Origin of the sequence: Hyunsoonleella aestuarii (assembly GCF_006148925.1) — a bacterium.
GTDB lineage: Bacteria > Bacteroidota > Bacteroidia > Flavobacteriales > Flavobacteriaceae > Algibacter_D > Algibacter_D aestuarii.
In genome coordinates this window covers 1417251-1438680 of the sequence record NZ_VAWB01000001.1, presented here as the reverse complement: position 1 = coordinate 1438680, position 21430 = coordinate 1417251, and the positions used below count along the sequence as shown (strand labels likewise).

The window sequence follows — 21430 nt, the reverse complement described above, 5'->3', positions numbered from 1 at the left end:
TGGAAAAGTGATTTTTAAATGTTACTTTTGACAAAATTGTAGCATGCAATGTACTACTAATTTCATGTTTTTTGAAGTTGTGGAATCATAAGTTATCTACAATTAGGACGAGATTTTAACAATAGCTGCTATTTCGAATAAATTGACACGTTCGATAAAATTTCCACCTTCGCGGTAATGACAAAGATTATATTAATGAGAAAATTAAAAAATAGCGAATTAGACAGATTAAGTGTTGTTGGTTTTAAAGAAGCAGAGAAAACGCCAATAATTATTATTCTTGATAATATTAGAAGTTTAAACAATATTGGTTCTGTATTTAGAACGAGTGACGCGTTTTTAATTGAAAAAATTTACCTCTGTGGCATAACAGCGACACCTCCACATAAAGACATTCACAAAACAGCTTTAGGCAGTACTGAAACTGTGGCTTGGGAATATGTAGAAAATACTCTGGATTTGGTTAAACGATTGCAAACTAATAAGGTTAAAGTGTGTTCTATTGAACAAGCTGAAAACGCAACTATGCTCAACAACTTTGCACCAAAACGACAAACAACTTACGCTCTAGTTTTTGGCAATGAAGTAAAAGGTGTCTCTCAAGATGTGGTTAATGCCAGTGATACAGTAATTGAAATACCGCAATATGGCACCAAGCATTCTTTAAATATTTCGGTTAGTTGCGGCGTTGTAGTTTGGGATGTGTTTAGTAAACTTAGAACCCTTGAAAAAACCTAATAAACAACCATGGCCTACAAAAGATGTCATGAATCAGATTTATGAAAAGAATCTTTGGGGCGGAAATGACTTCGATTTTTATTCTGGTGAAGGCTCTCATCATCCACATATTATTAAGCCTTATTTGGAAGCTGTAATTACATTTTTGAAATCTTTCGATAAGCCATTAATCGTTTGCGATTTGGGTTGTGGTGATTTTAATATTGGGAAACACTTAGTTAAATTCACCAAAAAATATATTGGAGTAGATATAGTTGAAAACCTGATTGAAAGAAATAAAAAAACTTTTAAAGAAGAACGCTTGACGTTTCATTGTTTAGATATTTCAGAAGAGAAGCTCCCAAATGCCGATTGTGTATTATTGCGGCAAGTATTACAGCATTTATCGAATACTGAAATTAAAAAAATCGTTGAAAAACTATCAACCTACAAATACATCATTCTTACCGAACATATCCCAAATGATAATTTTAAACCTAATACAGACATAATATCGGGACAAGGAAATCGTGTAAAATATAGTAGTGGACTTGACATTTTAGAAGCTCCTTTTAATTTTAAGATGAAAGAAGTAAATATTTTGAATGAGCATCATTTAGAAAACAATAAAGGAAGAATTGTGACCATGATATTCAAAACCAGCTAGATTATAAAATTAAAGTTTTAATCTACAATTTATTATGATTCTTAATGTATGATATTCTAACTTCGCTTATCAATCAATATACCTTATTAAATCCAAACCTTATCTAATCTTTTGCAAGCATTTTCCATAAAGTCAATATTGTTACATAGAGATAGTTAAATTTAAGCAAAATGAAATACCTTAATTTAAAGCCTTTATTAATTATAACATTATTATTTTATGCATTTGTAGCAAGTGCTCAAAGTGGTGCTGTTTACTCCTTCATTTTTGATGTGGATTCCGAACTTACTGATTTTGTAAAGGTTGAGCGTAATAATAGGAATTGGTTATCTGATTTTTCTGTAAGTAAAATATTTCCTGAAGAACTTATAAATTCTATTAAAATTAAAACCGAAGAGGCATTTACCGAAAAATTACAAATGCCAGTAAAAATGTGTTTTTATAGAGACAAAAGAGGAAGGGTTTATGACTCCGGAGGAAATGGTGGACGTCTTGAAGGACTGCCTTCAAACAGCTTTAAAGGAGCAAAAGTTAATTGTACTGAAAACAACAGATACATTAGGTATTACGTAAAGATTTCCAATGGAGGTAGCACCTCGGTTACCTTTGGGAATAACAAATCTAAAACTAACACTAAACCAAGTCTTAGAATACACGCCACAGTGTTCGATGGAAACAAAAATAAGGTTTGGAAAAAAAATATAGAGATAAATGACTTTGCAAATCTTCGTTCAGTAAAAAGATATTATGGTGTTTTTGATGTTACGAAATCGGAGGTGTTAAGTCATGTAGATATATATGCAATTTACATTATGGGGCTTGAGCAGTTGATGAAAGAATAGAAATAACATTTGCTAACGAGGCATAACCGCAATTACGACTATTTCGACTTAGTCAGAATCTGCTAGGAATTACTAAAGGCAGTGCTTAATTGAAAAATCATAACTTAAAACCTACAAAGATGTGTTATACGGACCGCCAATAAGCTTAAGTCCAAAATTAATCTCCACAAATCTCCCTCAAAACCCACAAATAGTCCGTTCGGTTTTCAATAAAATCTTTTTCAGATATATCAATAATTTTTACGTTAAAATCTTTTTGAGTTTTTAAGAAATCGAGATAGCCTGCATTGATTTTTTCTAAATAATCATCGGCGATGTTTTGCTCGTAATCGCGCCCACGTTTTTTTATGTTTTGTTGTAAACGCTCCGTATTTTGGTATAAATAAATGTATAACTCAGGCTTTGCAATATCTTTATACATCAAGTAAAATAACTTTCGGTATAAATTAAACTCGTCCTCTTGCAAGGTTATTTTCGAAAAAATGAGTGATTTAAACACATCATAATCACTCACAATAAAGTCTTTAAATAAATCTAACTGTGATAAATCATCGGATATTTGTTGATAGCGATCCGCTAGAAAAGACATTTCTAAAGTAAACGCATAACGGTTAGCATCTTCATAAAACTTAGGTAAAAATGGATTGTCGGCAAAACGTTCTAAAATAATTTTTGCATTAAAATCGTGGGCAATTCTGGTTGCTAAACTTGTTTTCCCAGCGCCAATATTTCCTTCAATGGCAATGTAGTTGTATTTTGAAAAGTCGAACTGCTTACTTGGGTTTTTCAACCATATATTAATGGGCTCTAAAACAGAATCATCATCACACTCACTTAATAAAACCCCAACCTCCTTATCAAGTTTTGGATGCTTCACTTTTGATGCTACATCGTTTAAAGGTAACAGCACAAACTTACGGTTCTGCATTTCGGTATGCGGCACTTGAAGCGTTTTGGTATCGATTACATCATCTTCAGCAAAAACAATATCCAAATCTATGGTTCGTGCTTCGTAATCTTTTGCTTTTTTTCTTTCTCTTCCTAAATCACTTTCAATAGCTAATAAGTTATCTAGTACTTCCTGTGCGCTAAAATAACTTTCTAGAACTAGACAGCAATTTAAAAAGTCGTCACTTTCAAACCCAAATGCAGGTGACTTATAAACTTTGGAAATAAGAATAATGTTACCTATTTTCAAATGAATAGCATCAACAGCGGCTTGTAAGTTTTTAAACTTATCGCCTTTGTTGCTTCCAAGAGCAATATGAAATATTTTGGGTTTTTGCATCGAGAAGGCAAAATAATAAAAAGTAAATGGATTTGGGTTATATTTACGGAACGTATTTATACTATATATGACATTAAAAGATAAACTAACCGCTCAACGTATTTATATTGTATTAGGCGGTTTATTTATAACCTCATTGGTTGTTTCCAATCTCATTTTCCAAAAATTCTTTTACTGGTATCCGATTGATGTTGAGGTTTTTGGCAGTAAGTTGTTTGAGATTTCAGTTGGTATACTTCCTTATCCAATTACATTTTTAATTACCGATTTAATTAGTGAAATCTATGGTAAGAAAAGAGCTAATGATATTGTAGTAGTTGGAATTTTTGCTTCTTTATTCTCGCTTTTAATTATCCAAACCGCGGCCGTTGTACCAGCAACATCATGGTCTCCTGTTGGGGATTTTTCATTTTGGAGAGTTTTTGGAAATTCAAATATTGCAGTGTTTGCAAGTATGCTTACCTATTTGTTTGCTCAATTTATCGACATTCAAATTTATCACTTCTGGAAACGCTTAACCAAAGGCAAACATCTTTGGCTTCGTAATAATTTTTCTACTTGGTTTTCACAATTTGTGGATACCTTCACCATTGTTTTTCTATTATGTTCATTCGGAATAATTGATTGGTCTAATTTTAAAGGTTTATTGATAAGCGGGTTTCTCTTTAAAGTTTTTATTGCAATTCTAGATACTCCACTACTCTACTTAGGCGTTTATTTATTTAGAAAACGTTTCAATTTAAAAGTAAATGAAGAGATTGAGCTACTCTAGATTTTTTAACAATAAACTCACCATTTTCAGTCTTTTAAGCCCATTTTTGCGTATATCTTTGTATATGCAGTTTCCTAAATTCTGAACCTTGAAGAAAACTTTAAAAATTATTGGCATCTCATTACTAATAATCTTTACTTTATTAGCCGCCATCCCATTCGCGTTCCAAGGACAAATAAAAGAGATGGTTAAACGATTTATAAATGAGAACCTAGACGCCCAAGTTGAATTTAGTGATGTGTCTTTAAGCTTTATTCGAAGATTTCCACAAGTTCAAGTGAACGTAAACGATTTGGTGATAACAAATTTTAAACCGTTTAAGGATGAAACTTTAGCTTCTGTTAGAGATATTTCGTTTACTATGTCCGTTAAAGAATTATTTAAAAAAGCAAGTGAGGATCCTATTGTGGTAAACTCCATTTATGTTGACGAGGCGCTTTTAAGCTTGAAAACAGATAAATTCGGGAATAACAATTACGACATTACTAAAGAAAATACTGGTGACACTTCCGAAGAAAACGAACCAAGTAGTTTCACATTTAGCATTGAAGACTACCGTATAAAAAATAGTGTTTTAACCTATTTAGATGAAGTTTCAAAAACACAAATCCACCTGACCGAACTTAATCATGAAGGTCACGGAACATTTTCGGCTGAGACTTCAGAATTGGATACTAAAAGCAACGCTAATGTTAGTTTCGCTCTAAACAGCACCAAATACCTAAACAATAACAGTATAAAATTAGAGGCCCTAATTGGTTTAGATTTAAACAACAAGAAATATACATTTCAAGAAAACAAAGGCTTCATTAATAATCTGCCCATAGAATTTCAAGGCTTTGTACAGCAGCTTAAAAACGGACAGGACATAGATATTAAGTTTGAAAATCCAGAGTCTGATTTTAAAAACTTTCTAGCAGTTATTCCAAGTGAATATTCAAAAAATATCGAAGATGTTCAAACTACCGGCGATTTTAAAATCAAAGGAGTGATAAGAGGAGTGAGCTCAGAAGAAACCATTCCAAACTTAGATATTAGTATTTCATCTAACAATGCTTCGTTTAAATATCCCAATTTGCCAAAACGAGTGAGCAATATTATTATAGATACAAATATTAAAAATGAAACTGGAAAAGTAGACGACACATATATAGATATTAAAACCCTAAACTTTAAAATTGATGAAGACGTCTTTAAATCTTCGGCCACATTAAAAAATATCACCAAAAACATGTCTGTAAATGCCAGTATTGATGGTGTTCTAAATTTAGATAACATTTCGAAAGCATACCCAGTTGAATTAGAAAATGCCCTTACAGGAATTTTGAAAGCAAAACTTAACACGACTTTCGATATGAATGCCATTAAAACAAATGCTTATAATCGTATAAGAAACAATGGTTCTGCGAGTATCACAGATTTTGTGTTTTCTTCTGAAGATATCGTAAACCCCATCCATATTTTGGAAGCTAATATGCGTTTTAATCCTGGAAGTGTGTCATTAAATAACTTCAAGGCTAGAACTGGAGACAGTGACATTAGCGTTAATGGAACCATTAAAAACTTGTTGGGATTCTTATTAAGCGACAACACCTTAAAAGGAGATTTTAATGTAAATTCTAATATATTTAAAGTAAGTGATTTTATAACCTCTGAAGATACAGTTGCAACTGAAAATAAAACCACTAGCAATGTCGAGTCACTTAAAATACCAGACTTTTTACATTGTAAAATTAATGCCAATGCGAAAACCGTTGAATATGATAATTTAAAGCTAAAGAATGTTGCTGGCACCCTTTTTATAAAAGACCAACAAGCCTCATTGCAAAATATGACATCTAGTATTTTTGATGGTGCTTTGTCTATCGCTGGAAATGTTTCTACAAAAGATGAAACACCTACTTTTAATTTGAATTTAGGAGCAGATGGTTTCGATATTGCAGAATCCTTTAAAGGTCTAGACTTACTTAAAAATTTAGCTCCAGTAGCTAAACTACTAAACGGAAAATTAAACACAACCATAAATCTTTCGGGTAAATTAAATCAAGAATTCTCGCCAGATTTAAGTACAGTTTCTGGAAATGTCTTAGCCGAATTAATAAATACTAAACTTAATGCCAATCAAGGAGCACTTTTTAATAAATTGGAAGGTGCTTTGAGTTTTATAGATTTTGATAAATTAAATTTAAAGGATTTAAAAACGAAGCTATCATTTTCAGATGGCAAAGTAAGTGTAAAACCCTTCGATTTAAAATATGAAGATATTGCCATTACCGTTTCTGGAGGTCATGGATTTGACAAAAGCATGGACTATAAAGCTGTATTTAATGTTCCCGCCAAATATTTAGGTGGTGAGGTTAATCAATTAATTGGTGAAATTGACTCAGAAGAAGCTAAAAATATTACTATACCGGTTATTGCACATATAGGAGGGAGCTTCAACAAACCAACCTTAAAAACAGACTTAGCAAGTGGTGTCTCAGCATTGACCAAGCAACTTATCGACGTTCAAAAACAGAAACTTCTAAATCAGGGTAAAGACAAGGTTAAAGATATGCTTGGTGATATCATTGGTGGTAACAAAACAAAAACAGACTCGATAAGTAAAGGACAGAATTCAGTTATCAATGATGTGCTTAAAGATATTATGGGAAACAATCCCGAAACCAAGGACACCACAACAACAAAGACAGATTCTGTAAAAACCAACCCAACATCAGATGTCGTTAAAAATATTCTAGGTGGATTACTTAAAAAGAAGAAAAGCACAAAAGATACAATTAATTAGGATTTACTAATAAAAATTCTGAAATTTGCATCCCTTTTTGGGAAAACATAGAAAACGCAACAATTAAAATATATTTATGTTAAAGATTATAGTTAAAGATGGTGAAAACATCGAAAGAGCTTTAAAACGTTACAAAAGAAAGCACAGAAATATTAAAGTAATGCAAAACTTAAGAGATGGTCAGTTTTTTACTAAACCTTCTGTAAAGCGTCGTCGTGAAATCCAAAAAGCGGCTTATATTCAAAATTTAAGAGATCAAGAAGATATATAAATCTTTCTTTCAATAAATATAAAAAACCCATTTACATTAGTAAATGGGTTTTTGTTTTTTTAACTTTTCCCCTTATTATTATTTTATTTATAGCTACTTTAATCTACTGAAATATTGACCACTAAGCCTTCATTAGCACGCACATTAAAAACAGTATCATCTTCAAAAATTAAATACTGTCCCTTAACTCCAACTAATTTACCAGAATAAGATTGTTCCTTTACAATATTTAGGCTCTTAGGTTTAGCGGGGTATTTATTTACTGGAAACTCCAAATTGGTTTCGGCATTACTTTCAATAAAATAATCTTTTGCTTCATCTGGAATGTATTGCTTTAAACGATCGCGCCATTGTATTAAGTTCTCATCTTTAATATCATTTTTCAGCATAGAGCGCCAATTCGTTTTATCTGCCACATGATCTTTTAAAGCCACTTCTGTAATTCCTGCCAGATAGCGATTGGGAACTTCAACAATTTCTATAGCTTCATGAGCACCTTGGTCAATCCAACGTGTCGGCACCTGACTTTTCCTAGTAACACCAACTTTAACATTACTTGAATTTGCTAAATACACAATATGCGGCTGTAATTGTACCTGCTTTTCATATTCTAAATCCCGATCTTCTTTATCTAAATGCGCGGTACTTAACTCTGGACGCATAATCCAATCGCCTGCTCTTGCTGTTTCAAAAAAACACTGCCTATCAAACCCTTGCCTGTAAATAGGTTTATCTAAACCACAGTTTAAACATTGGTATTTAACAAACCGTATAGTTATCGATTTATTAAGCAACTGATTCATGTTTAAAAAATCGTTTTCAAATACCAAATAGTACTGAATCGGCTCCAAAAACTCAGTGTCCATTTTTGTTAAAACACCTTGGTAGGTCATAAAAAAAAGTCTTATTTTTAAGAACTTAAATATAAAACAAATATGCCAATTCCTTTAGTAAATTCTATTGCTTCTTGGTTCTTAAAAAAGCGTTTTCATCAAATAGAACTCTTTTTGAAATACCCAAATGAAGTACAAAACGAATTGCTATTAAGTCTTATAGATTATGCCAAAGATTCAGAAATTGGTAAACAATTTGATTTTTCTTCCATTAAGAATTATAAAACTTTTGCAGAACGCGTTCCAATAAAAAATTATGAAGGTTGCCAAGATTTAATTGAACGATCCAGAAAAGGTGAAAACAATATTTTTTGGCCTACCCCGATTAAGTGGTTTGCCAAATCTAGTGGTACCACTCGGTCCAAAAGTAAATTCATACCAGTAAGCCCGGAATCTTTAGAAGATTGCCACTATGCAGCCAGTAAAGATTTACTTTGTATGTACCTGAACAACAACGAAGATTCACAATTATTTACGGGTAAAAGTTTACGATTAGGTGGCAGTAAAGAACTGTATAAAGAAAACGGGACCGTTTTTGGCGATTTGTCTGCAATATTAATAGATAATATGCCTTTTTGGGCAGAGTTTAGCAGTACACCAAGCAACAAAGTATCTCTAATGAGTGATTGGGAACATAAAATGCAAGCTATTGTAAATGAAACCATTAACGAAAATGTTACCAGTTTAGCTGGCGTTCCTTCCTGGATGCTAGTATTACTCAATGATGTTTTAAAGACTACAGGGCGGAAAAACCTATTTGAAATCTGGCCTAATCTGGAAGTTTATTTTCATGGTGGCGTGAGCTTTACTCCTTATATCGATCAATATAAAAGCCTATTACCTCGAAAGAGTTTTAAGTATTATGAAATTTATAATGCCTCGGAAGGTTTTTTCGCCATTCAAGATCAAAATAATTCGTCCGAATTATTACTGATGTTAGATTATGGTATCTTCTATGAATTTATTCCAATGCGTACTTACGGCACTGAAGAAGAGTATGCCATTCCGCTTGGTGAAGTAGAACTAAACAAAAACTATGCAATCATAATAACCACAAATGCAGGACTATGGCGCTATAAGGTTGGAGATACTGTTAGATTTACTTCTATAAATCCCTACCGAATAAAAGTTACAGGTAGAACGAGACATCACATAAATGTTTTTGGAGAAGAACTCATTATTGAAAACGCTGAAGCAGCTTTAAAAAAAGTTTGTAAACGCACTAAATCAGAAATTGTAGATTTTACTGCCGCTCCCATTTTTATGGAAGGCAAAGAAAAAGGGGGACATGAATGGCTCATTGAATTTAAAACACCGCCAAAAGATCTTAATTATTTTAACGAGCTATTCGATAATGCTTTAAAGTCTTTAAATTCTGATTATGAAGCCAAACGCTATAATAACATTACACTAAACAAGCCTAAAATACATGTAGCTAGGGAACAGCTCTTTTATGATTGGCTTAAACAGAACAACAAACTTGGTGGACAACATAAAATCCCAAGACTGTCTAATTCTCGAAATTATTTAGAGGCACTTTTAAACTTAGATTCTTAAATTCCTTTTTATTCGATGAAGTGTATCAGTAAAAGTTTTTAAACGAGAATTTTATCTCATCGTCTAAAAGGATTGAATATTTTTTGCGACGTGATTTATAAAATATATTTTTATTGAAGTTTGATAGACGAAATTTCCTCATAATGTCCATTATTAATTAATTCCTAATAAAAAAACCACGCTTAAAGCGTGGTTTTTTGTTTCACTAAGCTGTCATCTTTATGAGACAGCCTTTAATTTTTTCAACGTTGTTTTGGTCAATTTTTCTTCAGCATACATTTTAGTGACGTTAAATTTCTTTTCATCACTACTTGGTAATTCGAACATAGCATCTGTTAAAATCTCTTCGCATAAAGACCTTAAACCTCTTGCTCCTAATTTATATTCTATGGCTTTTCCAACTATAAAGTTTAGGGCTCCCTCGGTTATGCTAAAATCTACATCGTCCATAGCAAACAGTTTTTTATACTGCTTAATAATGGCATTTTTAGGCTCTGTTAAAATTGCTCTTAGTGTATTAGCATCTAACGGATCCATATGTGTAAGGACTGGTAAACGTCCAATAATTTCTGGAATTAAACCAAAGTCTTTCAAATCCTTAGGAATAATATATTGCAGCAAGTTATCTTGATCTACAACATCATCAGACATTGAAGCACTATAGCCAACCGCTTGCATATTCAAACGTTTAGAAATCACACGTTCAATACCATCAAAAGCGCCTCCAGCGATAAATAAAATATTCTCAGTATTAACTTCAATAAACTTCTGGTCTGGATGTTTTCTCCCTCCTTTTGGCGGCACGTTAACTATAGTTCCTTCTAAAAGTTTTAAAAGTGCTTGTTGCACACCTTCTCCCGATACATCTCTTGTAATAGATGGATTGTCACTTTTACGAGCTATTTTATCTATTTCATCAATAAATACAATCCCCTTTTCTGCTTTCTCAAGATTGTAATCGGCGGCCTGCAAAAGTCTGGTTAAAATGCTTTCAACATCTTCACCCACATAACCTGCTTCGGTTAGCACTGTAGCATCGACAATGGCTAATGGGACATTAAGCATTCTAGCTACAGTTTTAGCCATTAGTGTTTTTCCAGTTCCCGTTTGCCCAACCATAATGATATTACTTTTTTGAATATCGATATCGTCATTTGATGGTGGCTGTAATAATCTTTTATAGTGATTGTAAACGGCAACTGACATAACTTTTTTCGTCATCCCTTGCCCAATAATGTATTCGTCTAAAAACGCCTTAATTTGCTGGGGTTTGCGAAGTTTTAACTCTGCAGATAAGTCACTACTGTCACTTTGCTTCGATTCTTCTATAACAATTCCATGTGCCTGCTCAATACATCTGTCACAGATGTGCGCATCTAAACCAGCTATTAATAAATTAGTTTCTGGTTTCTTTCTTCCGCAGAAGGAACATTCTAATTCTTCTTTTGCCATTAATCAAGTTTTAATATAAATCGTTAAAAATCAAAGCATAACGAATTATAAAGCTACAAAAATTTATTTACTCACGTGTTAAAACCTCGTCAATCATGCCATATTCTTTAGCTTTATCTGCTTTCATCCAATAATCTCTATCACTATCGGCATATACTTTGTCGTATTCTTGTCCAGAATGCTTACTTATTATTTTATAAAGCTCTTCTTTTAAGGTTAGAATTTCACGCGCTGTAATTTCAATATCGCTCGCTTGACCTTGAGCACCCCCTAGTGGCTGGTGAATCATAACTCTGGAATGAGGTAGTCCACTTCTTTTCCCTTTTTGACCAGCACATAATAAAACAGCTCCCATTGATGCTGCCATACCAGTACAGATAGTTGCTACGTCTGGCTTAATGAATTGCATAGTGTCATAAATACCTAAACCGGCATAGACACTTCCTCCTGGTGAATTAATATATATTTGAATATCTTTTGAGGCATCAACACTTTCTAAAAACAACAACTGAGCTTGAATAATATTTGCTACTTGGTCGTTAATACCTGTACCCATAAAAATAATACGATCCATCATTAAACGAGAAAACACATCGAAAATTGCGATATTCATTTGGCGCTCTTCAATAATGTTAGGAGTTAAATTTGTTGGATACATACTACTTACTATTTGATTGTAATAAGTACTACTGATTCCTTGATCTTTTATCGCGAATTTTTCAAATTCTTTAGCGTAATCCATAATTGTTTTAAAATATTTATTTGATTTAAACACTTGACTTACATCAAGATATATAGAGGCTTTTTTATAAAATATAATTGAATAAAAAAGCGCTTAAACGGATTCGTTTAAGCGCTTAAATATAATGAATTATTATTTGATTATTTGTCTCCGTAAACTTCTTTAACAAAGTTTTCGTAACTCAATTCTTTAACCTTTAAATTCGCTTTTTCTTTATATACATTTAAAAGTTTTTGACTTATTAATTGTTCTGAAATACGACGTGCTTCATCTTGATTAGATAACACACGAGCAGCAATATCATCTAATTCTTTATCAGAAGGATTCATTTGGCCAAACTGAGCCATTTGTCCTTTAATCATTTCTCTCGCATGATTCTTTATATCGTCCATCGTTACTTGAACGTTATTTTCCTCTATTAATTTCCCTTCAATTAATTGATAACGCAAGCTTTTTTCTGACTTCTCGTATTCTTCTTTAGCCTGTACTTCGTCCATTTCTTTTTCACCAGCTGTTTGCATCCATTTGGTTAAAAACTCTGCTGGTAAATCGAACTTAGTATTTTCTACTAAATACTCGGTAACATCATTCAATAATTTTTGATCAGCCTGTTGAACAAATTGTTTTTCGGCATCTTCTTTAATTTTTGCTTTCATCTCTGTTACAGAAGTAACTGTTTTTGGACCAAAAAGTTTATCAAATAATTCTTGATCTAAATCGGCTAATTCTCTTTCATTAATTTCAGTAATAGTGAATGACACTTCTATATCCAACCCATGAACATCGTCATGTCCTAATTTTAAAGCATGCATTAACTCATGCTCATCGTTGTAAAGGCCTTTTGTTTTTAAAACGATTACATCACCAACTTTAGCTCCAATAAATTGCTTAGCAGTCAATTTACCTTTAAACTTATCTAAAGTTAAAGTTACTGTGTTATCTATCTCACGTTCTTCATTTTCAAAAGTTCCAGTAATCTCACTATCTTTTTCAACAGTGTCTTGAGAAATTAATTTCCCATATTGCTTTTGGATGCGCTCAAACTGCTCATTAATCATTTTATCATCGGCTACAATATTGTATTGCGTAATCGCTTTTTTGCTCTTCAAGTTTACCTCAAATTCTGGTGCTAAACCCAATTCAAATTCAAATGAAAAAGCATCAGAATCCCAATCGACAGCATCTTGTGGCTTAGGCAATGGCTGACCTAGAACATCTAGTTTCTCTTCAGTTAAATATTTATTTAAGGCTTCTTGTAATAGTTTATTAACCTCATCTACCAATACAGCTTTACCATATTGCTTTTTTACCATTCCCATTGGCACATGTCCTTTTCTAAAACCTGGGATGTTTGCTGTTTTACGATAATCTGACAAGATTTTTTCAACTTTATCGCTATAATCTTCTTTAGCAATATCCACTTTTACAACCGCATTTAATGCATCAACGTTTTCTCTTGTAATATTCATTTTTAATGATCTAAACCTTAAAAAGGTATTTAATTTAAGTTTTAACTTGATTTTTTAGATTCCCATTTTCACGGAAATGACAATTTCAATCGAAACTAAAAGACAAAATCTTTTAGAGTTTCCTGCAACTAAAATTGGGATGCAAAAATATAACATTTTTCGCATCCCAACAAAGTTTAATTGTCTGATTTTTAAGCTATTTTTTATCCTCTTTTAAAAGCGAGTGAAGTATTGATTGCAGTATAGATAGTAAGATACTAAAAAGTATTGCCCACCAAATTGAACTTACCGAAAATCCATCAATTAAATTATCTGCCAACAATATTATTAATGCATTTATTACCAATAAAAATAAGCCCAATGTTACGATAGTTATTGGTAAAGTAAAAATTATTAATATCGGCTTTACCAATAGGTTTAATATCGATAAAACAACGGCTACTATAATTGCAGTAACATAACCATCGACAAAAACACCAGATAAAACATGTGCTAAAATAAAAACGGCAACTGCGTTTAGTAAAAGTTTAAGTATTAATTTCATGAAAAATATTTTAATAAATATACAAAATATATTATTCGATAAATCTTATTACAGCTTCATAAAACGCTTTCGGGTTCTCTGCATGCAACCAATGCCCAGCATCAGAAATTGTTACAATTTCAGCTATTGGAAAGTGGTTAGCAATTAATCGTTCATCTTCAATTCCAATATATTCCGATCGGTCACCACGTAAAAACAAGGTGTCTTTTTCAAATCTTGCATAGGATGGTAATGGCTCTCCAATCTCACCAACTTCATTTTTTAAAATTTCAAGATTTATACGTAATGCCAATTTTCCTTTCTCAATCCAATACAGGTTTTTCAATAAAAACTGTCTTGTTCCAAAATCAGGGACATAATCACTTAAAACCTTATCTGCTTGACCTCTACTTTTAACTTCATCAAAATTTAATGCACTCAAACCATTTAAAATAGCATCATGATGAATCGGATAAAATCGCGGGGAAATATCGGCAACTAATAATTTTGAAACCAATTCTGGATATAACGTTGCAAACAACATGGCGGTTTTACCTCCCATAGAATGACCCAGCAATATGATGTCCTCTAAATTATGATATTTGCAATATGCTTTTAAATCTTCCGCAAGAACTTCGTAATTAAACACATCATCATGAAAACTTCGCCCATGATTTCGTTGATCTACCAAATGAACCTGAAAACCTTGTTCACTGAATTGACCTCCAAGCGTTTTCCAGTTATCGCTCATGCCTAAAAACCCATGAAGAATAACAAAAGGCCGACCTTCTCCTATAATATTTGAATGTAATCCCATTATGCTAGTTTGCGCAAATACATTTGTATTACATTTTCTACTCCAAGATATAAACTTTCAGAAATTAGTGCATGACCAATGGAAACCTCCAATAAATTAGGAATATTATCTTTAAAAAATTTAATATTATCTAAAGATAAATCATGACCAGCATTAATACCTAAATCTAGTTTATTGGCTAATTCTGCACTTTCCTTGTAAGGTGTAACAGCATTTTTATTTCCCAGACTATACTGATGTGCAAATGCTTCAGTATATAATTCAATTCTATCGGTTCCTGTTTCTTTTGCTCCTTCAATTTGTTTTAGAACTGGATCCACAAAAATTGAAGTTCTAATACCGTTCTTTTTAAACTCTTTAATAACATCAACCAATAAGTCTTTATGCTTAATGGTATCCCAACCAGCATTACTCGTTATGGCATCAACCGCATCTGGCACTAAAGTAACCTGAGTAGGTTTAACTTCAAGAACTAGATTAACAAAGGACTCAATCGGGTTTCCTTCGATATTATATTCTGTATAAACCTCTGATTTTAAATCGCGAGTATCTTGGTAGCGAATATGTCGTTCGTCTGGCCGTGGATGAATGGTTACACCTTCTGCTCCAAAACGCTGAACATCTTTTGCAAATTCAACCACATTAGGAACATCGCCACCCCTTGAGTTTCTAAGAGTGGCAATTTTATTAATATTTACACTTAGCTTAGTCATTTATATATTTTGAAGAACAAAAATACAAAGTAGAACAGCCTTAAGTGTCATTTTTTTAATTAATTTGCATTCGGATAAAACGCGCATAAAACTATTAAGTGAAGCTTTCAGATTTAATAATAAACGATGTAAAACCTATTAATGATAACAATAAGGTAAGCGACTTACAGTTGCTATTTAATCAGTTAACGTATTCTCATATTCCCATAAAGAATGACAATAATGAGTTTATTGGAAGTTTATTTGAAACCGATGTGCACTGCTTTGAAGGACAAAAACCTATAATCGATTATGCTCATGCCCTCGAAAATTTTCATGTGAAGCGCACCACGCTTTGGCTAGATGTATTAGAAGCCTTTGCAAGAAATTCAAGTAACATAATGCCCGTTTTAGATGAAAACAATAAATATTTGGGATATTACGAACTGAATGACGTAATAAGTTTATTTGGCGAGTCCCCTTTCTTTATAGATCCAGGTGGAATTTTAGTTATTGAAAAAGGTATTAATGATTATTCCTTTAGTGAGATTAGTCAGATTGTAGAATCTAACAATGGAAAACTTCTCGGTGCTTTTGTTTCAAAAATGAAAAACGACGTGGTTCAAGTAACACTTAAAATTGGCAATGCATCTTTGAATGAAATTATTCAAACATTTAGGCGCTACAGTTATAATATTGTTTCTGGACATGAAGATGATAGTTATAATCAAAGCCTAAAAGAGCGATCTGATTATTTGAATAAATATTTAAATATGTAAACCATGAAGGTCGCTGTTTTCGGTCGTTTTTACAATAAAGCTACATCATCCTCGGTAATAACACTCTTTAACTCCTTGGTTAAAAAAGATGTTGATGCTTATATCGAAACTCATTTTTACGATTTAATAAAGGCACAAATGTCAAATTTAGATGATTATGCCGCTTTTAAAACATTCGATATTTTAGACTCTTCTTTTGACTTACTTGTAAGTGTTGGTGGTGATGGAACTATTTTAAGAGCAATAACCTTTGTTAAAGATTTAGGTATTCCTATTATTGGCATTAACACTGGCAGATTAGGGTTTTTAGCTACGGTTCAAGTCGATTTAATAGAAAGAGCCATTCAAGATATAATAGATGGCAACTATAAAATTTCTGAACGGAGTCTATTATCAATTGAAACAACTCCAGAAAATGAAGATATCACTTCACTTAATTTTGCATTAAATGAAATAGCCGTAAGCAGAAAAAACACCACCTCTATGATTACTGTTGAGACCCATCTAGATGGTGAATACTTGACCTCCTATTGGAGTGATGGCTTAATTGTCTCTACCGCTACTGGCTCCACAGGCTACTCATTAAGTTGTGGTGGTCCTGTAATTACTCCAGGAACAAATAGTTTTGTATTAACACCCATTGCTCCTCATAATTTAAGTGCGCGCCCTTTAGTTATTCCAGACTCAACCGAAATCCATTTAAGAGTTGATGGTCGTGAGGAAAACCATTTAGTGTCTTTAGATTCTAGAATCGCCACTTTAGATAATGGCACACTCATTAAGATTAAAAAAGCGCCATTCAAAATTAAAATGATTGATCTTTTAAATGAGAGCTTTTTAAGAACACTTCGGAAAAAGCTGCTTTGGGGCGAAGACAAGCGGAATTAGGCAATAATTTAATAGAATTACAGTTTAACACTAATACTATTTAGCTCAAATTATACATAGCTAATCTTATTTATTATATTTGCAAACTTTTGAACATTTATGAGGCATTTAACTGTATTGATATTTAGTGTTTTAAGCTTTTCTTTAGGCCACTCTCAAATAAATGAAGTGGGGCTATTTATTGGTGGCAGCAATTTTATTGGAGATGTTGGTGCTACAGATTATATCTCACCAAACCAATTAGCTATAGGTGGGGTTTATAAGTGGAACAGAAGTCCAAGACATTCTTACAGGTTCTCATTAATTTTTTCAGAATTAGAAGGAGTTGACAACAATTCGGACGATCCAAGGCGAATTCAAAGAGGTTATAGTTTTTCGAATCAGATTATAGAAATTGCAGCAGGAATGGAATTCACCTTTTTTGATTTTGATTTACATACTGGCAAAAAATTGGGAACGCCGTATCTTTTTACAGGCATAAGTGTTGCTCACCACGACAACTTTTATTTTAACAATGGTGTGTTAACTTCCGAAGATTCTTCAAGTTGGGCTTATGGAATCCCAATGGCATTAGGTTTTAAAACTACATTCTTGGACAATTTTATTCTTAGCTTCGAGGTTGGGGCTAGATATACTTTTTCAGATGAATTAGATGGAAGTATTCCAGATGCTGAATTTAGACAGCAATACCGGTTTGGAAATATAAATAATAACGATTGGTACGTGTTCTCTGGAATAACTTTAACTTATACCTTTGGACTAAATCCTTGCTATTGCGCTGCAAGCTATTAATATGGATATTTTAAAAGACATACAAGCTAAAAAACTACCAAAACACCTTGCCATTATTATGGATGGTAATGGTAGATGGGCTAAACAAAAAGGTATGCTCCGTACTTTTGGGCATGAAAATGGCACAAAATCTGTTAAAAATGTGGTTGAAGCCTCTGCAGAACTAGGTGTTGAGCATCTAACATTATATGCCTTTTCAACCGAAAACTGGAATAGACCAAAATTAGAAGTACAAACACTTATGAAGCTTTTAATTTCTTCACTAAAAAAAGAAATTAAAACCATGCAAGATAATAACATAAAACTCTCAGCTATAGGTAATTTACAAACCCTTCCTAAAAAGGTTTACAAAGAGCTTTTCGATGTTATTGATGCTACAAAACATAACAAAAGAATGACCTTAACACTAGCTTTAAGTTATGGTTCTAGAGAGGAATTGCTAAACACTGTTAAAGAAATTAGCATTAAAGTTAAAAATAATATAATTTCGCCCGAAAAAATTGATGAATCGATTATAAATGAGCATCTTTACACGCGAAATTTACCAGATGTAGATTTGCTTATTAGAACAAGTGGTGAAAAGCGTATAAGCAATTTTTTGCTCTGGCAAATAGCTTATGCAGAATTATATTTCACCAGCACGCTTTGGCCAGATTTTACAAAGCAACATTTGTATGAAGCTATTATTGAATATCAAAAAAGAGAACGACGATTTGGGAAAACAAGTGAACAACTTAGCTAAAATTATAGCTTCTTCTACTTACATAAAAAATTGTTTAGCGCTACTATTTATAATCTTTAGTTTGAGTTTACAAGCTCAAGACATTTCTTATGATGACGGTAAAAAATATACTCTAGGAGGTATTTCGGTTTCTGGAAATACTAGTTTTAGTGATCAAACCATTGTAACTTATTCTGGCTTAAGAAAAGGAAAAGAAATAACCATTCCAGGTGAAGATATTAGTACCGCTATTAAAAAACTCTGGAATTCGAAACTATTTAGCGATATAGAGTTATACATAAGTAAAATTGAAGGCAATACAGCTTACTTAGAAATTCGACTTTCTGATTTACCTCAGCTTAATGACCTAAAAATTAATGGTGTTAAAAAATCTAAAGTTGAAGGCATTATTAATGATAATAAGCTAAAAAAGGGTGTTAAAGTAACTGAAAACCTTATTACAACCACAAAGAACTTCCTTGAAACTAAATATAAAAAACAAGGTTTTTTAAACTCTAAAGTTTATATAAATACCATTGATGTTAAAGACTCTGTTCAAACAGCTAGAGTAAATATGGTAGTAAATATAGACAAAGGTGAAAAAGTAAAAATTAAAAATATTGTATTTAATGGCAACGAAGTTTTAAAAAGCAAAAAGCTTCGAAAGGCTATGAAAAGCACCAAAAAAATTAACCGTCTTCGCATTTTAAAACGATCAAAATTTATTGATTCGGCATATCAAGCCGATTTAGGTCACATTATAGATGCTTATAAAGAAAATGGTTATCGCGATGCTAGAATACTGTCAGATAGCGTTATAGTTAATAATGATAAAACTATATCACTTCAAATAGATGTAATCGAAGGTGAGCAGTATAAATTTGGAGATATAACTTTTATTGGTAACACGGTTTATACCAATGACCAATTAACTAGAATGTTGCGTATTAGAAAAGGAGATACTTATAACGGTGTTTTACTTGAAAAAAGGATTGCTGACCCTTCTAAACCAGACGCTCTAGATATAACAAACCTATATCAAAACAATGGTTATTTGTTTTCCACCATTAATCCTGTAGAAGTAAGTGCCAAAGACAATGTTATTGATATGGAAGTTCGAATTGTTGAAGGAAAGCCAGCATATTTTAATAATGTAAGTGTTTCAGGAAACGACAAAACAAATGACCACGTTATTTATAGGGAAATTAGAACTCGTCCAGGACAATTATACAGTAAGGCTAATGTTGTAAGAACTATTAGAGAGCTTGGACAGTTAGGTTTTTTTGATGCTCAAGAATTAACACCAGATATTAAAAACCCGAATCCTAATGAGGGAACGGTTGACATCGATTATGTTGTTAAGGAAACAGGTTCTAGTCAAATCGAATTACAAGGTGGTTACGGTGGTGGCGGATTTATTGGAACACTTGGATTATCGTTTAACAACTTTTCTATAAAAGATATCTTTAAAAAAGAAGCCTATAAACCAATCCCAATGGGTGATGGTCAGAAATTAGCATTACGTCTTCAGGCGAGTCGTTTTTTCCAGACATATAGTTTTTCTTTCTCTGAACCATGGTTAGGTGGTAAACGTCCTGTTCAGTTTTCAACATCATTATCTCATACTAAACAATTCTTATTTAACCCTATAACAAGAGATGCGGATAAGTCTAGACGATTTAATATCACAGGATTATCAATAGGTTTAGCTAAACGCCTTTCGGTTCCAGATGATTACTTTACATTGTCTCAAGCTATTGGATACCAGCACTACGACTTAAAAAATTACAATACTGGTCTATTTACATTTGGCGATGGTAGTTCTAACAATTTATCCTATACCGTTGGTCTCAGCCGTAATAATACTAGCGTCGACCCTATCTACCCTACTGCCGGTTCAAATTTTGGAATTACCGCGAAAGTGTCAGTACCTTATTCATTGTTTAGCGATGTTGATTATACTGCTTTAAAATTGGAACGTGAAGGGCTAAGTGAAGTATTGAGCGATGCTAATAACTCTGATGCAGTTCGTACAGCAGCATCAACTAGGATTAGTGAAATTGACCAAGAGCGTTATAAATGGTTAGAATTTTATAAAGTTAACTTTAAAGGGGATTGGTATACCCAAGTATTTAGCAATAGTAAATTAGTTCTTAAGCCAAGTATAGAATTTGGCTTCCTAGGGGCTTATAACAATGATAGAGGTGTCATTCCTTTTGAACGTTTTTATCTAGGTGGTGATGGTTTAGGGAATTTTGCATTAGATGGTAGAGAAGTTATTGCGCTTAGGGGTTATCCTAACCAATCCTTATCTGATCAAGATGGTGGTACTATTTACAACAAGTTCTCTCTGGAACTGCGATACCCTATTACCCTAGCTGCTTCTGCAAAGATTTTTGCATTAACCTTTATTGAAGGTGGTGCTTCTTATAATAGTTTTAGAGATTATAACCCATTTAATATTAATCGATCTGCCGGTGTAGGCGTAAGAATATTTATGCCAGCCTTTGGATTATTAGGTATTGATTTTGGTCATGGATTCGACCCATTACCTGGACAAACTGTTAAAAATGGATGGGAGACTCACTTTATTATTGGACAACAATTTTAACCAGCATAATTATTTTGGCACGATATTTTCTAATAACCTTTTGATGATTTGAATGAGAATGAAATTTTTAAAGTTAAAATTCGTTAATTTTGAAAATAGACTTCATGAACTGGCGGAGTTCAAATCAAATTATCATCTGTCGTTTCTGA

At 32.6% G+C, this 21430-nt stretch carries 20 protein-coding genes; 12 read left to right on the top strand and 8 right to left on the bottom strand.

Features of this window, described 5'->3' with window-relative positions; all coding sequences use genetic code 11:
* Positions 1-195 precede the first annotated feature (195 nt).
* The 3 genes from FEF17_RS06480 to FEF17_RS06470 all read left to right on the top strand — a co-directional run bounded on the left by FEF17_RS06480 (position 196) and on the right by FEF17_RS06470 (position 2226).
* On the top strand, positions 196-738 hold the full coding sequence (locus FEF17_RS06480) for an RNA methyltransferase (RefSeq protein WP_139001532.1): 543 nt from the start codon (positions 196-198) through the stop codon (positions 736-738).
* Complete coding sequence (locus tag FEF17_RS06475; RefSeq protein WP_246046795.1) at positions 725-1384, top strand: class I SAM-dependent methyltransferase; 660 nt, start codon at positions 725-727, stop codon at positions 1382-1384. Before FEF17_RS06480 ends, FEF17_RS06475 begins: the two co-directional genes overlap by 14 nt.
* A gap of 170 nt (positions 1385-1554) precedes the next feature.
* On the top strand, positions 1555-2226 hold the full coding sequence (locus tag FEF17_RS06470) for a hypothetical protein (RefSeq protein ID WP_139001530.1): 672 nt from the start codon (positions 1555-1557) through the stop codon (positions 2224-2226).
* A 157-nt stretch (positions 2227-2383) separates the two neighbouring features.
* Here the strand turns inward: FEF17_RS06470 and folK are convergent, their stop codons facing one another.
* Positions 2384-3514, bottom strand: a complete 1131-nt coding sequence (folK, locus tag FEF17_RS06465; RefSeq protein ID WP_139001529.1) for a 2-amino-4-hydroxy-6-hydroxymethyldihydropteridine diphosphokinase — start codon at positions 3512-3514, stop codon at positions 2384-2386.
* Positions 3515-3581: 67 nt separating this feature from the next.
* On the opposite strand from folK, the gene FEF17_RS06460 reads away from it, so the two are divergent.
* The 3 genes from FEF17_RS06460 to rpsU all read left to right on the top strand — a co-directional run bounded on the left by FEF17_RS06460 (position 3582) and on the right by rpsU (position 7345).
* Positions 3582-4286: a queuosine precursor transporter gene (locus tag FEF17_RS06460; protein WP_139001528.1), complete on the top strand. Its 705-nt coding sequence runs from the start codon at positions 3582-3584 to the stop codon at positions 4284-4286.
* An 88-nt stretch (positions 4287-4374) separates the two neighbouring features.
* Entirely contained in the window at positions 4375-7074 is a 2700-nt protein-coding gene (locus tag FEF17_RS06455) for an AsmA family protein (RefSeq protein ID WP_139001527.1), read from the top strand.
* A 76-nt stretch (positions 7075-7150) separates the two neighbouring features.
* Positions 7151-7345, top strand: coding sequence for a 30S ribosomal protein S21 (gene rpsU, locus FEF17_RS06450; protein WP_099563377.1), 195 nt, complete (start codon positions 7151-7153; stop codon positions 7343-7345).
* Positions 7346-7443: 98 nt separating this feature from the next.
* Here the strand turns inward: rpsU and FEF17_RS06445 are convergent, their stop codons facing one another.
* A complete protein-coding gene (locus FEF17_RS06445) occupies positions 7444-8238 on the bottom strand; it encodes a DUF2797 domain-containing protein (protein WP_139001526.1) in 795 nt (264 codons plus the stop codon).
* 42 nt (positions 8239-8280) lie between these two features.
* Here FEF17_RS06445 and FEF17_RS06440 point away from each other — a divergent pair, with 42 nt between their 5' ends.
* Positions 8281-9795: a GH3 auxin-responsive promoter family protein gene (locus FEF17_RS06440; RefSeq protein ID WP_139001525.1), complete on the top strand. Its 1515-nt coding sequence runs from the start codon at positions 8281-8283 to the stop codon at positions 9793-9795.
* A gap of 219 nt (positions 9796-10014) precedes the next feature.
* On the opposite strand, the gene clpX is transcribed toward FEF17_RS06440, so the two are convergent.
* The 6 genes from clpX to FEF17_RS06410 all read right to left on the bottom strand — a co-directional run bounded on the left by clpX (position 10015) and on the right by FEF17_RS06410 (position 15511).
* Positions 10015-11247, bottom strand: coding sequence for an ATP-dependent Clp protease ATP-binding subunit ClpX (gene clpX / locus FEF17_RS06435; protein WP_139001524.1), 1233 nt, complete (start codon positions 11245-11247; stop codon positions 10015-10017).
* Between the two features lie 67 nt (positions 11248-11314).
* A complete protein-coding gene (gene clpP, locus FEF17_RS06430; protein WP_139001523.1) occupies positions 11315-11989 on the bottom strand; it encodes an ATP-dependent Clp endopeptidase proteolytic subunit ClpP in 675 nt (224 codons plus the stop codon).
* A 140-nt stretch (positions 11990-12129) separates the two neighbouring features.
* Positions 12130-13458 carry a trigger factor gene (gene tig / locus FEF17_RS06425; protein ID WP_139001522.1) on the bottom strand — a complete coding sequence of 443 codons (1329 nt, stop codon included), beginning with the start codon at positions 13456-13458 and terminating at the stop codon, positions 12130-12132.
* Positions 13459-13654: 196 nt separating this feature from the next.
* Positions 13655-14002, bottom strand: a complete 348-nt coding sequence (locus FEF17_RS06420; protein ID WP_139001521.1) for a phage holin family protein — start codon at positions 14000-14002, stop codon at positions 13655-13657.
* Positions 14003-14033: 31 nt separating this feature from the next.
* Positions 14034-14798 carry an alpha/beta fold hydrolase gene (locus FEF17_RS06415; RefSeq protein WP_139001520.1) on the bottom strand — a complete coding sequence of 255 codons (765 nt, stop codon included), beginning with the start codon at positions 14796-14798 and terminating at the stop codon, positions 14034-14036.
* Entirely contained in the window at positions 14798-15511 is a 714-nt protein-coding gene (locus tag FEF17_RS06410; protein WP_139001519.1) for a pyridoxine 5'-phosphate synthase, read from the bottom strand. Before FEF17_RS06410 ends, FEF17_RS06415 begins: the two co-directional genes overlap by 1 nt.
* A gap of 98 nt (positions 15512-15609) precedes the next feature.
* On the opposite strand from FEF17_RS06410, the gene FEF17_RS06405 reads away from it, so the two are divergent.
* From FEF17_RS06405 to FEF17_RS06385, 5 genes are all read left to right on the top strand, one after another.
* The gene (locus tag FEF17_RS06405; protein WP_139001518.1) at positions 15610-16269 is read left to right on the top strand and encodes a CBS domain-containing protein; all 660 of its coding nucleotides are present in this window, start codon (positions 15610-15612) and stop codon (positions 16267-16269) included.
* 3 nt (positions 16270-16272) lie between these two features.
* Positions 16273-17157, top strand: coding sequence for an NAD kinase (locus tag FEF17_RS06400; protein ID WP_139001517.1), 885 nt, complete (start codon positions 16273-16275; stop codon positions 17155-17157).
* Positions 17158-17256: 99 nt separating this feature from the next.
* Complete coding sequence (porG, locus tag FEF17_RS06395) at positions 17257-17949, top strand: type IX secretion system protein PorG (RefSeq protein WP_139001516.1); 693 nt, start codon at positions 17257-17259, stop codon at positions 17947-17949.
* 1 nt (position 17950) lies between these two features.
* Positions 17951-18691 carry an undecaprenyl pyrophosphate synthase gene (gene uppS, locus FEF17_RS06390; protein WP_139001515.1) on the top strand — a complete coding sequence of 247 codons (741 nt, stop codon included), beginning with the start codon at positions 17951-17953 and terminating at the stop codon, positions 18689-18691.
* Positions 18624-21281, top strand: coding sequence for a BamA/OMP85 family outer membrane protein (locus FEF17_RS06385; protein ID WP_139001514.1), 2658 nt, complete (start codon positions 18624-18626; stop codon positions 21279-21281). Before uppS ends, FEF17_RS06385 begins: the two co-directional genes overlap by 68 nt.
* The last annotated feature ends 149 nt before the right edge of the window (positions 21282-21430 follow it).